Raw genomic sequence first — 13,578 nt, 5'->3', positions numbered from 1 at the left:
ATCTTTTTAGGAGATTATATCATAAGATGCTGTTTTAGGAAAGAAAAATAAGCTGGCACCATTAAAAACTTTATATCTGGCATTTTTATCAATACCACTTTTTTATTAAGATAAATGAAAATGAATGATATGATTTTAATCGAGGAGGAATGATATTATGAATCAAACAAAAAAACTTGTATATACTGCTCTTTTTACAGCACTGTGCTGTGTAGGCACCATGGTCATCCAGATTCCCACACCTGCCACCCACGGATATATCCATCTGGGTGACGCCTTCGTTATTTTAAGCGGAGTGATACTTGGCAAAAAATACGGTTCTCTTGCTGCCGGAATCGGCTCTGCCTTTGCTGATATTTTTTCCGGCTATGCCTACTATGCGCCAACTACCTTTATTGTCAAGTTCCTGGTGGCGCTGACTGCAGCCGTTCTCTACAAAGCCCTTACAAATCATGGAGTGAAGGATCTGATCGCTATGATTCCCTGCGGACTGGCGGACATTTTCTTCGTGGTTGCCGGCTATTTTATCCACTCTTATATCACAGAGGGCGTGGGCCCGGCACTGTTGAGTGTTCCTTCCAATGCGATTCAGGGATGCTCCGGATTGGTAGTGGCAGCGATCCTGCTTCCTATCTTAACTGCAGTTCCTGATATCAAGCGCGCAAAATTATGTATGAACCATGAGTAAATAAACAAAGCCTGAAGGCTCCTCACTCTTTGAGGAACTTTCAGGCTTTGTGCGTTGATACATCTTTCTATTCTTTTTCGTAAAGGAATTGCTCCGGGAGATTTACTTTAAATTCTTTTGCCAGATCTCTGAAGTTCTGCTGTGTAATCGTCTGGAGCTTATCCGGCCGTACAGACAGCACCTTAATCAGAATTTCTGCAGCTTTTTCAACTGTATGCATCAGACCAAAGGTATTATCAAAATCTTGGCCGGAACAGAAAATTCCATGGTGAGCCCAGATAATAGCATTATATTGTTTCATCAGTCTGCTGGATTCCACTGCAATTTCTTTCCCGCCCGGAACCATCCATCCAACCGTCCCGATGCCGTCCGGGAAAATGACCGGGCACTCAGTCATCATTTCCCACAATTCTCTCGTAAATATCTTGTCATCGATAGGAAGAAGAAAGGTCAGTGCAATGACATTTGGTGTATGAGAATGATAAATTACTCTGTGAGCACCGCCGGAAGCTTCTTTCTTTACTTCATGGTTCATGAGGTGAGAAGGAAGCTCACTTGTAGGCACCCCTCCTTTTTTCAGCCCCCATACAATCCTGTAATTTTCTCCTTTGTCATCCACTTCGATAACCGCAATATTATTTTCAGGCTCTAAAGACACATTCCTGAAATATTTTCCCGACCCCGTTACAAGGAAATACTCTCCGGCAAGTCCCGGAACTTTAGTTCCGATCGGTGTGAATTCTTTCTCATAACAAAACTCTTCTTTGACTTCTTGTGTTTCCTCCGGTTTCATACGGTAAGTAGCATTTCCGCCGTTTCTCTCATGCCATCCCTGTAAAAATCCGTCGTCACACATCCTGATAAACCCTTTGACAAACTCCGCATCCAATACTTTCATGCTCTTCCTCCTCTTAACCGCGCTTTAAAAGCGTTTCTGTCTCGTATGATTTCACTTCTCTGAACCAGTCTTCTCTTCCGGGAACTCCGTTTAGCTCGCAGAAATAATTCCACACATCTCCGGCCGGATACATCTTTAATTCTTCCTGCATTACCATAAGTTCAGTAAATTCTCTCCTGTCCTGTAACTGTGCCAGTGTCCCGTTTGGTCTCAGCATTGCCATAAGCAGAGCTTTCTGCATATTTCTCATGCCTACCACCCAGGCCGAAATACGATTGATGCTGGCGTCAAAGAAATCTAAGGCGAGGAGCACATGCTCCGGTCCGTTCATAACAATCTCTTTTGCAATTTCTTTGGTCTCATCATCCAGGAGCACCACATGGTCACTGTCCCAGCGCACCGGTCTGGTCACATGGAGCGCAACCTTGTCAGAGAACAGGAGCATGGAAGATATTTTATCGGAAACCACTTCCGTCGGATGGTAATGTCCATTGTCCAGCAGGCAGAGCAGGTTATTTTTTGCCGCATAATTCATATAAAATTCGTGGGATCCTACTGTATAACTCTCCATTCCGATACCGAATACTTTGGATTCCACAGCTACATTGACCTTTTCTCTGTCATACCCAATGGATAAAATCTGGTCCAGAGAATCTTTGAGTCTTGCCCTCGGTGCTTTCCTGTCTGCGGGCACATCCTTAAAACCGTCCGGGATCCAGATATTCATTGTACAAGGTGTGCCAAGTTCTTCTGCAAAATATTCGGAGATCCTTAAACATGCCTGGCCATGACGGATCCAGAACTTCCTGATTTCTTCATCTTCACTGGAGAGTGTTGCTGCCTCTGCTTTTGGATGTGAAAAATAAGTCGGATTAAAGTCCAGTCCAAGTCCTCTTTCTTTTGCAAACTCTGCCCATTTTTTAAAATGTTTTGGTTCAAGGACATCTCTGTCTGCAAATCCATCCTCAAAAATGGCATAACTTGCGTGCAGGTTCAGCCGGTGTTTACCCGGAATCAGACTCAGTGCTTTATCAATGTCTTCCATTAATTCTTCCGGTGTCCTTGCTTTTCCAGGATAATTCCCTGTTGTCTGAATCCCTCCGGAAAGTTCTCCGTCACCTTCAAAGCCATTTACATCGTCTCCCTGCCAGCAGTGTATAGAGATTGGAATATGTTTCAGCTGCTCAAGCACTTTATCTGTATCTACCCCGATGTTTGCATAACTTTCTTTTGCTGCCTCATATCTTTCTTTCACTGTCATTGCTTTACCTCCTTTATTTTCTGGTTTATACGCTTCAATCTCAAACGACTGTGCCACGCACCGCCTTGCTTCCTTTAAATTATGAAAACTTCCGTCATACTGCATCTGCACCAGCAGATTTCCAATGGCTGTGGCCTCCGAAGGCCCTGCATATACCTCACAACCGGTGTACTGTGCCGTCAGCTGGTTTAAATATTGGGCGTTGGCCCCTCCGCCGACCACGTAGATCCTTTCGTATTTTTTTCCGGTCAGATCCTCCATCTGTCTGACAGTTCTCTCGTAACACTTTGCCAGACTGTTGTAAATAACTGCCGCAATCTCCCATTCTGTCTCGGGCACCTGCTGGAACGTCTCCCTGCAGTAATCCTTGACTGCCTGAATCATACTGTCCGGTGCCAGGAACCTGTCATCGTTGCAGTTAACAATGGAAGGGATTGTCTCTTTGGAGGCCATCTCGCAGATGTAGGAAAAAGAATATTCTGTCTCAAATTCTTTTTTTACAGATTGGATCATCCAAAGCCCCATAATATTTTTCAGATAGCGGAACCGGTAATCTACGCCACCTTCGTTTGTAAAGTTTGCCTCCATGCTGTCAGGAGAAAAGTCTGCTTTCATAAGTTCTGTACCCATCAGTGACCATGTCCCGGAACTAATATATAGGGCATCATCCTTCTCCGTAGGTATGGCTGCTACAGCAGACCCTGTATCGTGGGTGGCCGGCAGCACAACCTGACAGTCAAAGCCGATTTCTTCTCTGATTTCCTCAGTAAAGCTGCCCACCAGTGTTCCCGGCACTGCGATAGACTGGAAGATATCTTCCGGGAATCCCAGGCGCCGGATCAATTCAAAATCCCAATCTTTGGTCTTTGGATCCACCAGCTGTGTTGTCGTTGCGTTGGTATACTCCGTTTTCTTAACTCCGGTCAGGAGAAAATTAAAATAGTCGGGAATCATCAGCATGCTTTTAGCTCTCCTGAGGCGTTCCGGTTCCCGTTCCCGGTCTGCCACAAGCTGATATATGGTATTGAAAATTTGTTTTTGTATTCCGTTCCTCTGATACAAATGCTTTAATGAAATCTCCTCATATACTTTCGTGTCCATGCCCTGGGTCCTGCTGTCACGGTATCCGTAGGATTTTCCGATCGGACGGTCCCGGTCATCCAGCAGCACATAGTCCACTGCCCATGTGTCAATGCCCATACAGCAAGGGATCTTCCCAATTTCCCTGCACTTCTTGAGTCCCTGCCTGATCTCATAAAACAGAGCGTCTGTATTCCAGCACAGAGAACCGTCTGCAGTTTCCATCCCGTTAGGAAAGCGGTAGACTTCTTCCAGCCTCATCTTTCCGTTTTCCAGATATCCAAGAATATGCCTTCCGCTGGAAGCTCCGATATCAATTGCCAAAAAGTACTTTTCCATTCCTTTTTCCTCCCGCTCAATCCAAATGGAATACCAGACTCAAATCCGCGCTCACAGGGCTGTTATCCGGATTGGTTTCCATAATGTCTGCCATAAAGTCCCACCATTTCCGGTTGATCTTTGTCTCCGCCCCCTGGCTCCATCTTTCTTCATCCTCAATCTCTATAGACCCAAACAAAATGTTGGTTTCTCTGTCCAGATAAATCGAATAATTGCTTCCGCCGTATTCATGGATCATATTTTTCATTTCCGGCCACAGCTGATTGTGGCGTCTTTCATATTCCTCTTCCATGCCTTTATAAAGCTTCATTTTGAATCCTTTGTATATTTTCATTTTCTGCCTCCTGTTCTCCGTTTTCTTTTTTTACTTCCGTGAGCCCATATTTCAGATAAGTCGCAGTGCCTCCCAGTATGAAATAACAGATTGTGACCGGGAAGGATAGACTCTTCCATGTCTCAACACTTATATGTCCGGCAAATACCATCAGTGTCATCACGCCAAGCGCTGCCAGAACCGCATAAGAGATATATGCCGCAGCTTTCTGTGCAGCCGGCTGTTTCGGAACATACTCAATGATCTTTTCATCCTCTTCCTCAATCAGTTCCGCCAAAGCTTCCTGTACTTTCCGGTCTTCTTCTTGTTGTGCCGTGTAGTCATCTCTGGCTCCCATAACACACGCCAAAATAATATAACTTACCATCGCAAGTATATAAGTCGGCAGGAACAAAAGATAAGAATGTATTGCCCCGGTCAGCGTCATAACTGCCACAAAAGCCAGTGCCGCCGCCCAGGCCAGAAGCCCTGCATAATTAATCTTCCATCCTTTATAAGAAGCCCAGTATCTGCTGCCCCCAAGTTTCGGAATAATCCAGTGCTCTGTAAATATGATGGCCCCAATCGCCGGAATAACAAGCACGATAATATTTACAATGGCCATAATGTTCATGGTAATCGGGAAACATGCTGCCAGAGTCATGACTGCTCCGATAATGTAAGTCAGTTTTTTCAGAGGAATCTTGTTAAAAATCGTCTCAAATGCAAGACTGGCACGATAAATGTTTGGATTTGCAGTTGTCCACCCTGCCACGATAACCGCCAGCAGACCGGTTGCCCCTAAAACAGCACCCGTGATGGCTCCTGAATCCAGAATAAGCAGTGACTTATTCAGAATGACAGCAGCTGTAGCTCCCATAATTCCCGCACTTCCCCATGCAAAGAAATGTCCTATGAACATACCGTATGAGGTAATAAATCCGTATTTGGGAGTCTTTGCATAGCGGAACAATGCCATATCGTTCAGTCCGCCATGATAGGCCAGATTACACATCCAGGCAAATCCAATGACATGAATGATTCCCAGCTTCTGTCCGCCCGGTATGACTGCTCCGTTCCACACACTGGTATTCAGCAGGTTCATAAAATCCCCAAAGCTGTGTACCGCTGCTCCGTTCGTCACCTCAATCAGTTCAGGAACTACTACAAATACTCCTGCTGCAAAGATAATGATCATCCACGGCACACAGACTGATGAGAATTTTGCCACTGCTTCAAATCCGTTTGCGGCTACCAGAGTGACAATAATGCCAAGTACAATAACCACCAGGATAAATTTGATATCTGTCGGATACCACTGGGTCTGAAGTCTGATTCCAAAAATCTCCCGGACCGCCGATGCCGATACAGTCAGCATGGATGCTGCCATGGCTATGGATGCCAGGCCCCAGACAAAATTGTAAACTTTCTGCATGTATGGCCCCATGACCTTTTTTAAGTAGGAATATAAAGTAACTCTCGTGTCGACTCCGATCGGGGCACAGATCAGTGCATATGTCAGGGTTGCCAGGATATTTCCGATAAAAAGTCCGATGAAAATATCCGTCGCCTTGACTCCCCAGGTTACCAGCGTAGCCCCAATAACAAACTCTGTAGCTGCAATGTGCTCGCCGCCGTAAATCCCAAAGAAATTTCCCAGCCCGGAAATGTTCTTTTTAGAAATCGGCCGGTCTTCCGGCGGTACTGCCGATGCCTTCCTTCGATACTCTGCATTCATATGTTTTTCCTCCTTTTGATTTCGTTCTTTCCTTTGCTGAATTAAGTATAAGAAAAACCACGCCCAAAAGTTAGGACGTGGTTTGACGAAAGAAGTGTCTTTTTTTGACTTGACAAAGTTCCTATGCAACAAAAAAAGAAGCCCGGAAGCTTCTTTTTGCTCTCTATAGTCTGATCTGTTCCCCATTTCTGTGGGTTAAACGGTATTCTTTCGGGGACATATGGTATTTTTCTTTAAACTTTCTGTAAAAATAACTGCTGTTCTCATACCCCACTGCAGTCACAATATCTGCGATAGCCAAGTCTGTCTCAGACAGCAGTGTCATGGCTTTTTGAAACTTTTTTCTCTGCACCAGTTCCTGAAATGTATGCCCAAAATTTTGTTTGATCAGCCGGCTCAGCACAGAAAGGGACTGGTTCATATCCTCTGCCAGCTTAGAAAGATTGGCTTCCCTGTAATGCTGGTCGATATAACTAAGCGTTGTCTGAAGCACAATTTCTTTATAGTTTTGGGGAGATGTGAAGTCCAGCTTATCAATATGATTCAGGATGTGCAGAAACATAAGTCCCATGGACAGTTGATTCATCTTTTCTTCATTTTTCCCCAGGTTTTTTAAAGAGTAAACGATATTCTCCATCAGATTTTCGATCTCCAGGATACCGGAAAGCTTAAACAGCAGATATTTTTCGGAAAAAGAATTCTGTCTCAGAGTATCCACAAGAAAATCAGCAAGAACATTATTCCGCTGCAGCATCTGGAGCGGAATATCAAAAAATTCCGGAAGGGCGATAAAATTGATCCCCAGATCCTTTTTCGATGCACAGCAGATGCTGTGGCGGACATGCTGATTCAGGATAAGAAAATCTCCTTCCTCCATGATGACTTCCTTGCCGCCGATAAAATGAGTAATCTTCCCCTGACAGACATACATCATTTCTATATAATTGTGATTATGCTCCGGAAAGTCGGTAAACCTTGTATGGGTCCTCACCTGGATCAGCCGCCCGTCTCTCAGCAGTTTTTCCGCCTCAACCTCAAATGTCTTTTTTGTGGTGTATAAGGTTTTGCTTACATCTCTCCCATCCAGAATCCTCTGTTCTTCCTCTGTTATGACTTCCAACTGGCTGATCAGGCTTTTCCTCATAAATTCAGCTCCTTTCCCGCAAACCATGCACTGCTTCTATTTCAGACGATACATATGATTTAAAGGACCGTTACCTTTTCCCAGATCCAGACCGTCAAGCAGTGCACCGGTAATATATTCCTTTGAATTCTGAATACTTGTCTCCATATCACATCCCATGGCAAGATTGCATGCAATAGCAGACGAAAGAGTACATCCGGTCCCATGTGTATTTTCGTTTTCCACTCTCGTGCCCCGGAAGATCTTTTTCTTTCCGCGATAAAAAAGGCAGTCGTTGGCATCTTCCACAGAGTGTCCTCCCTTTACCAGAATGTATCCGTCAAAGTACTCTCCTATTTTTTCGGCTGCTTCCTGCATATCTTCCTTTGATCTGATTCGGACTCCTGACAGCACTTCTGCTTCCGGCACATTCGGCGTAATAATATCAGCCGCCGGAAACAGGGTTTCTTTTAAAAAGCCGATGGCATCCTCACTTAACAGCCGGCTGCCGCTGGTAGACACCATGACAGGATCCAGTACAATGTTCTTTGCATCATATTCCTTAAGTTTTTCAGCCGCCGCCTGGATCAGTTCTTTTTCCGGTATCATTCCGATCTTGACCGCATCGGGAAATATATCTGTAAATATACAATCCAGCTGCTGTTCTAAAAAATCTTTTGAAACATGATAAATATCTGCTACTCCTATCGTGTTTTGTGCGGTCAGCGCCGCTATCGCTGACATGCCGTAAACTCCATGGGCATCCATGGTCTTTAAATCAGCCTGAATTCCTGCACCGCCGCTGCAGTCAGATCCGGCAATGGTTAAAACTGTTTTCATCTTCTCTTCATCTCCTCTGCCTGTTTTCTCAGCTCTTTTGTCTCCTGTGTGATGTCCTCAGCCCCAAAAACAGCAGAAACAACTGCAATTCCGTCCACATGGCTGCCCTGAAGTTCCATAAGATTATCTTTCTTAATCCCTCCGATAGCAACCACCGGTATGGACACTGCATCGCACACTCTTTTAATTTCCCCGAATTCTACTACCTTGGCATCTGTTTTTGTAGGTGTAGCTTTTACCGCTCCAAGCCCCAGATAATCTGCCCCGTCAGCCTGGGCTTTCAAAGCCTCCTCCACATTATGTACAGATACGCCGATGATCTTATCCGGTCCCAGAAGCTTTCTGGCATTTTGGCAAGCCATATCCTCCTGTCCTACATGTACGCCGTCCGCGCCGCACTCTAATGCAATCTCCACTTCATCGTTAATGACAAAAGGCACTCCGTACTGTCTGGACAGTTCAGCCATCTCTTTGGCCTCCTTCAGAAACGCATCATGATCCAGCTCCTTCTCCCGCAGCTGAAGAAACGTAATTCCCCCGTCCAATGCATCTTTTACCTGCTCCATCAATGTTTTTTCCCCTGTCCATGCAGAATCTGTCACTGCATAAAGGGTCATTGCCTCAGCTTCTGTTTTCAACTTTTGCACCTCTTTCCAGTTCCTCTGCTGTTAACCTGCTCATTGCGTCTATAAGGTGCATCCTCATGGAAGATGTGCCGCCGCATTTTGCCCTGGCTTTCTCCCCGCAGTATCCCACAGCACACACCGCAGCTGCCGCTGCCTCTAAAACCCTGTCCTGATTGGATCCCACAAAACCGGCAATAACTCCGTCAAGCATACATCCGGTTCCGGTGATCCTTGACATCATGGGATCGCCATTTCTTATAATAAAAGAACTGCGCTCGTCGGACACGATATCAACAGCCCCTGTAACTACAATGACTGCTCCGGTCTGTGCAGATAAACGCTTTGTCATATCTATTACTTCCCCAAGGTTCTCTTCCGTCACAGCATCCGCTTCGCTTGCATCCACACCGGACATTGCCCCGCTGCCTGCAAATACCGTCTTGATCTCGGAAATATTTCCCCGGATGACATCAAACTGAACCTCTTTTAAAAGTCGTTTTACCGTCTCTGTTCTCATACTGGATGCCCCGGCTCCCACCGGATCCAAAATAACCGGATGTCCCAGTACATTGGCCCTTTTCCCGGCCAATACCATAGCCTCAACCGTCCTGGCGTTGAGTGTTCCGATGTTGATCACAAGTGAGGTACAGATACTTGTAATCTCTTCCACCTCACTTTTGTCATCTGCCATGATAGGTGAACCGCCGGATGCCAGTACCATGTTGGCCACATCATTGACAGTCACATAATTGGTGATGCAGTGGACAAGCGACGGATGCTTTTTTACATTATGTAATATGTTCTCATACATAAAAATTCCTCCTACGTGATGATTTACAACAAAATCCCTGCGTTTCTGATTATACCATAATTCAGAAACGCAGGGATCATTTTTTCCTGTCCGGCTACCGGATTCTTATTTTAACCTTGGCATAAGACTTCGAACCGTCTTTCGCCCTGGCATAGATCGTAACCGTCTTTCCTCTTCCTGCCTTCTTTGCCCTGACAACGCCCTTTTTAGAAACCGTTGCATATTTACTCCTGCTTGATTTCCATGTAACAGACTTTTTCTTTCCTGCCGTCTTTACTTTTGCTTTGAGACGGTACTTCCTTCCGGCCGAAAGCGTCAATTTCTTCTTATTAAGTTTGACCACAGTCTTCTTAAACACTGCGGATACTGATACATTTCCCGTGATACGGAAAGAATAGCTGGTTCCTTTCACCTTTTTCCCGCCGGCTTTCAAGGTAGAAGGTTTAAAACAATAATACTTTGCAGCTTTCGGCTTTACAGTCACCTTCTGGCCCGGCAGATAGTTTCCTTTTCCTGAAATCGTTCCATGCTTTGTTTTCGCTTTAACGGTCACAAGCCCGGACGTTACAGGATAAGAATACACTGTACTGCTGTCATCGTAATCCTCATCATCTTCATCACTCTGTGCTTTTGACCGGACCGTCGTTTTCTTTTTTCTTAAGTTCTTATAATCAAAATCATCCTGAACTGAGACAGGCATGAGAAGGAACCGTGAACCAACCGTGGTGCCTGTCATCTCTTCGTCAAAAGATGCCTGATAATTCATAGCCTCATACCGGTCTTTGGAAACTGAATACCAGAATACATTCCCGAAGCTGTCAGTGTCCAGACCCACATAGGCAATGCCGTCTCTGCACACGCCTACACTGGCTGTATACAGTTCTCTGTCCTTATTTCTCGGCGTAAGAGATGCCGATTTCTTCACCCAGCGCTTATTTTTGTCACTGTAAACCAGATTCTTGGGGATCTCCCCTTTCTTTCCGCTGCTGCCCAGCGTAAGAATCATCTGGTTTCCTGACTGCACAGCCGCACTCTGATATCTCCCCTCCGGAAGTGCTGCGGCTTTGGACCATTGTTTTTTCCCTGTGTCATAGCAGAAGACATTCTTTTCTAAAGAACCGGTCTTTTTATTCCTGCCTCCGATCACATAAATCTTTCCGTTGTAAGCTGCCAGAGCTGATCCCTGGAGTTTAGCTCCGCCTGTCTTTGACAGATAAGAGTCTATTCTCGACCATGACTTTGTCTGGAAGGAATAGCACACAAGGGACCGTTTTATCTCATAACCCAGATCTGCCTCGGCAATGGCGTAGACAGCCTTGTCACAGTAAACCGGCACAGAATCCAGGTCTAAATCAGCCCGGTCAAGTTCTCCCTTTTTTATGCCGGCAAACGCTTTTTCCCTGGACATAGCAGATACCCTTGAAAACTCCTGTTCTTCTTCATCCATTACATAAAGATTCAGATCCCGGTCCAGATAATACAGCTTTCTGCCGTCAGAGACTACATCTCCGCCATTTGTAATGTCCTCTGTTGAAAAAACCTTCTTCGGCCCGCTTTTCCCTTTTACAAAATAGAAGGATCCGGTGACTGTCTTTCCGCTCTTTGTCCGTATCTCAACTTCACCAACCCGGTTTACAAGCTGTCTGTTTTCCAGCACAATCTTTGAATCACTCCAGGAGGCTGTCTTTTCTGTCTTTCCATTTACTTTTACAGTTCCGCTGCCGGCTCCGAATCCTTTCCCTGAAAGAACAACTTTTCCTCCGGAGACCACTGCCCTGATGAGGATCGGATTCTGGTCAGCAAGCTTTCTTCCGTCCAAAACACCCTTGGTAATCACAGGCAGATTCTTGACTGTTCTTGTCATTCCAAGGACTGCTTCCCTGTTTGCAAGGGCATCCTTCTTTCCATAATACCAAGAGGTATTGGCCACCGCACCGCTCACCAGAGGCGCCGCCATAGATGTCCCGCTGTAAAAATCATATTTTTCGAAACTCTGGCTGGATACTCCCGCCTTGCTGACTGCAGTGTCATCCAGATAGAGGGTAAAATCCTGATCGTCTAAAGCAACCAATGAAATCCCCACTGCACGTTTTTCATTTTTGGTTATACTCCGGGACGGATAAGTAAGATGCTCCCATGCATCCATCTCTCCGTTGACTCCCATCACAGGGATATTTCCTAGTATCATATTCGCAGCAGCCTCTTCCAAAGTCAGCGGATCAACAATCTGCCCGTCTTCGTCCAATTTGTAATCCTTTGCCATGACAAGTCCTGCCCCGTCTTCCACGGCAGAACTGCTGACAGCCTTCAGCATAGTACTCAGGTGAGAATCCGTACTTCCCTTGGTACTGTCATATGGTATAAATACCGTATAAATCTCTCCGGCTTTTGCACCCTTCACAGAGATCTTTGCTGACTTTCCGGAGGATTCCTTTCCGAAATAAGTACTGTCCGCCGAAACCGTTACAGTCCCCTTTCCGGTGCTTCCTGCCTCTTCTGTTTTTATATCTGAAACATCTCCGTCATTAAAGTCTTTCATAAACTGACAATTTGCGTTTTTCTCTTTACTGTTGTAAATAGTCGGATTAAAACAGTCATCAGAAACTGTGGAAAGAATTTGATTTCCCGGCGCCGCCATATGTACAGACTCTTTTCCATAATTAGAATAGAAAGCCAAGCCGTCGTTTTCGTTCGTTGCTGCAACCGAAATCACATAATCACTGTCAATGCCGGCCGGAATAACTGTCGTTCTTTCATTATCTTCGCCCTCATTCCCTGCGGCGCAGACAGTCACCGCTCCTTTTTTTCCAACCAGGTCGACCAGGTATTTCATCAGTTCCTGTTCCTCGGCCTCATCCGCTCCCCATGAGTTGTTGACCGCCGCCACATTGACGCCTTCCAACTGCTGTTTATAAATATAATAGTAAGCATCGACAATATTAGAAACTTCACCGCCGCCGTCTTCATCAAACACTTTCAGCGCCATCAGCTTAATATCACTGCTTTGGCTGATCCCGGCAACACCTTTGCCGTTTCCGGCCTGAGCTGCAATGATGCCTGCACAGTGAGTCCCGTGTCCGTAATCATCGGAAGGGTCTGCATCGCTATTGGCAAAATCATATCCGTGCTTGCCGGCTATCACATCAGATTTGTTTGTCCACAGCCGGTTCTTCAAATCTTCATGTTCAAGATCAATCCCTGTATCGACCACTGCGACAACTGTCTCTTTGCCTTTAGTTCCGGACGTCTTTTCATAAAACTGCTCATATCCGGCATCCTTCCCGGCACTGCCGCCGTTCTGTCCCTGGTTTTTATTTGCCCACTGGAAGTCAAAATAGGGATCGCTGCCGCCCAACAGCCTGATCTTATAATTGGGCTGTGCTGCTATCACCTGCGGATCCTTTTTTAACTGCCTGACCAGTTCATCCGTACTCTTGCCGGAACTTACCCTGGCGATGGAAACTACAGAATCCTGTGACCTGGTTCTCGTCTTCCCTTTTATATCAGCAGGAAAATTCCATACCTTCTTCACTTTGATCCCGGAAGAAAACGGGACAGATCTGTTCTTCTGTCCTGACACGGTTGTCCGGTACAAAACCAGCGCTTCCCCCTCCGCATATCCTGTTTTCTTCCTTTTGGAAAGCTGCTTCTTGATCTCTGTCACCTGATCTTTATCGGAATCCGCCTTTGCCGTAACCGGGGCTGCTGAAGATAAAAGTGCCAGGGACATAAACCATACAGCCCATCTTTTAAAATATCTCATGCTCTCTCCTTTCGTCTGTTGATCTCTCATTTTTTTAGTATATCACACCCCATTCTCCTATTTGTTACAAATGGTTTACAATTCAATAAATCCCGCTT

Annotated in this window: 10 protein-coding genes and 1 pseudogene; 1 reads left to right on the top strand and 10 read right to left on the bottom strand. The window is 45.6% G+C overall.

Going from position 1 to position 13,578, the window contains the following annotated elements; genetic code table 11:
- Nucleotides 1-157: 157 nt before the first annotated feature.
- Nucleotides 158-688 carry an ECF transporter S component gene (locus KH180_RS10025; protein ID WP_290759852.1) on the top strand — a complete coding sequence of 177 codons (531 nt, stop codon included), beginning with the start codon at nt 158-160 and terminating at the stop codon, nt 686-688.
- Nucleotides 689-755: 67 nt separating this feature from the next.
- Here the strand turns inward: KH180_RS10025 and rhaD are convergent, their stop codons facing one another.
- The 10 genes and pseudogenes from rhaD to KH180_RS09975 form a co-directional block, all read right to left on the bottom strand.
- Nucleotides 756-1,586: a rhamnulose-1-phosphate aldolase gene (gene rhaD / locus KH180_RS10020; RefSeq protein WP_290759850.1), complete on the bottom strand. Its 831-nt coding sequence runs from the start codon at nt 1,584-1,586 to the stop codon at nt 756-758.
- 13 nt (nt 1,587-1,599) lie between these two features.
- Nucleotides 1,600-2,847 carry an L-rhamnose isomerase gene (locus KH180_RS16855; RefSeq protein ID WP_290759930.1) on the bottom strand — a complete coding sequence of 416 codons (1,248 nt, stop codon included), beginning with the start codon at nt 2,845-2,847 and terminating at the stop codon, nt 1,600-1,602.
- 12 nt (nt 2,848-2,859) lie between these two features.
- Nucleotides 2,860-4,266: pseudogene (rhaB, locus tag KH180_RS16850) on the bottom strand (rhamnulokinase); the annotation flags it as partial.
- A 16-nt stretch (nt 4,267-4,282) separates the two neighbouring features.
- Nucleotides 4,283-4,600 carry an L-rhamnose mutarotase gene (gene rhaM, locus KH180_RS10005; RefSeq protein WP_290759848.1) on the bottom strand — a complete coding sequence of 106 codons (318 nt, stop codon included), beginning with the start codon at nt 4,598-4,600 and terminating at the stop codon, nt 4,283-4,285.
- Nucleotides 4,563-6,317 carry a purine-cytosine permease family protein gene (locus tag KH180_RS10000; protein WP_290759846.1) on the bottom strand — a complete coding sequence of 585 codons (1,755 nt, stop codon included), beginning with the start codon at nt 6,315-6,317 and terminating at the stop codon, nt 4,563-4,565. The genes rhaM and KH180_RS10000 overlap by 38 nt, the downstream gene beginning before the upstream one ends.
- 163 nt (nt 6,318-6,480) lie before the next feature.
- Nucleotides 6,481-7,461: an AraC family transcriptional regulator gene (locus KH180_RS09995; RefSeq protein ID WP_290759844.1), complete on the bottom strand. Its 981-nt coding sequence runs from the start codon at nt 7,459-7,461 to the stop codon at nt 6,481-6,483.
- A 36-nt stretch (nt 7,462-7,497) separates the two neighbouring features.
- Nucleotides 7,498-8,280, bottom strand: coding sequence for a bifunctional hydroxymethylpyrimidine kinase/phosphomethylpyrimidine kinase (gene thiD, locus KH180_RS09990; protein ID WP_290759842.1), 783 nt, complete (start codon nt 8,278-8,280; stop codon nt 7,498-7,500).
- Complete coding sequence (gene thiE / locus KH180_RS09985; RefSeq protein ID WP_290759928.1) at nt 8,277-8,897, bottom strand: thiamine phosphate synthase; 621 nt, start codon at nt 8,895-8,897, stop codon at nt 8,277-8,279. The genes thiD and thiE overlap by 4 nt, the downstream gene beginning before the upstream one ends.
- 4 nt (nt 8,898-8,901) lie before the next feature.
- Nucleotides 8,902-9,717 (bottom strand): hydroxyethylthiazole kinase, encoded by an 816-nt coding sequence (gene thiM, locus KH180_RS09980; protein WP_290759840.1) that lies wholly within the window; start codon nt 9,715-9,717, stop codon nt 8,902-8,904.
- Nucleotides 9,718-9,811: 94 nt separating this feature from the next.
- Complete coding sequence (locus KH180_RS09975) at nt 9,812-13,480, bottom strand: S8 family serine peptidase (protein WP_290759838.1); 3,669 nt, start codon at nt 13,478-13,480, stop codon at nt 9,812-9,814.
- Nucleotides 13,481-13,578: the final 98 nt, after the last annotated feature.

The sequence above is a fragment of the Anaerostipes sp. genome, from assembly GCF_018381315.1.
GTDB lineage: Bacteria > Bacillota > Clostridia > Lachnospirales > Lachnospiraceae > Anaerostipes.
The sequence above is the reverse complement of the archived record's forward strand: the minus strand, read 5'-3'. Positions and strand labels throughout refer to the sequence as shown.

Excerpts from the sequence above, each read along its gene's own strand:
- KH180_RS10025 (WP_290759852.1), top strand. The coding sequence starts at position 158 with ATGAATCAAACAAAAAAACTTGTATATACTGCTCTTTTTACAGCACTG.
- KH180_RS16855 (WP_290759930.1), bottom strand. The coding sequence starts at position 2,847 with ATGACAGTGAAAGAAAGATATGAGGCAGCAAAAGAAAGTTATGCAAAC.
- thiD (WP_290759842.1), bottom strand. The coding sequence starts at position 8,280 with ATGAAAACAGTTTTAACCATTGCCGGATCTGACTGCAGCGGCGGTGCA.
- thiM (WP_290759840.1), bottom strand. The coding sequence starts at position 9,717 with ATGTATGAGAACATATTACATAATGTAAAAAAGCATCCGTCGCTTGTC.
- thiE (WP_290759928.1), bottom strand. The coding sequence starts at position 8,897 with ATGACCCTTTATGCAGTGACAGATTCTGCATGGACAGGGGAAAAAACA.
- rhaM (WP_290759848.1), bottom strand. The coding sequence starts at position 4,600 with ATGAAAATATACAAAGGATTCAAAATGAAGCTTTATAAAGGCATGGAA.
- KH180_RS09975 (WP_290759838.1), bottom strand. The coding sequence starts at position 13,480 with ATGAGATATTTTAAAAGATGGGCTGTATGGTTTATGTCCCTGGCACTT.
- KH180_RS09995 (WP_290759844.1), bottom strand. The coding sequence starts at position 7,461 with ATGAGGAAAAGCCTGATCAGCCAGTTGGAAGTCATAACAGAGGAAGAA.
- rhaD (WP_290759850.1), bottom strand. The coding sequence starts at position 1,586 with ATGAAAGTATTGGATGCGGAGTTTGTCAAAGGGTTTATCAGGATGTGT.
- KH180_RS10000 (WP_290759846.1), bottom strand. The coding sequence starts at position 6,317 with ATGAATGCAGAGTATCGAAGGAAGGCATCGGCAGTACCGCCGGAAGAC.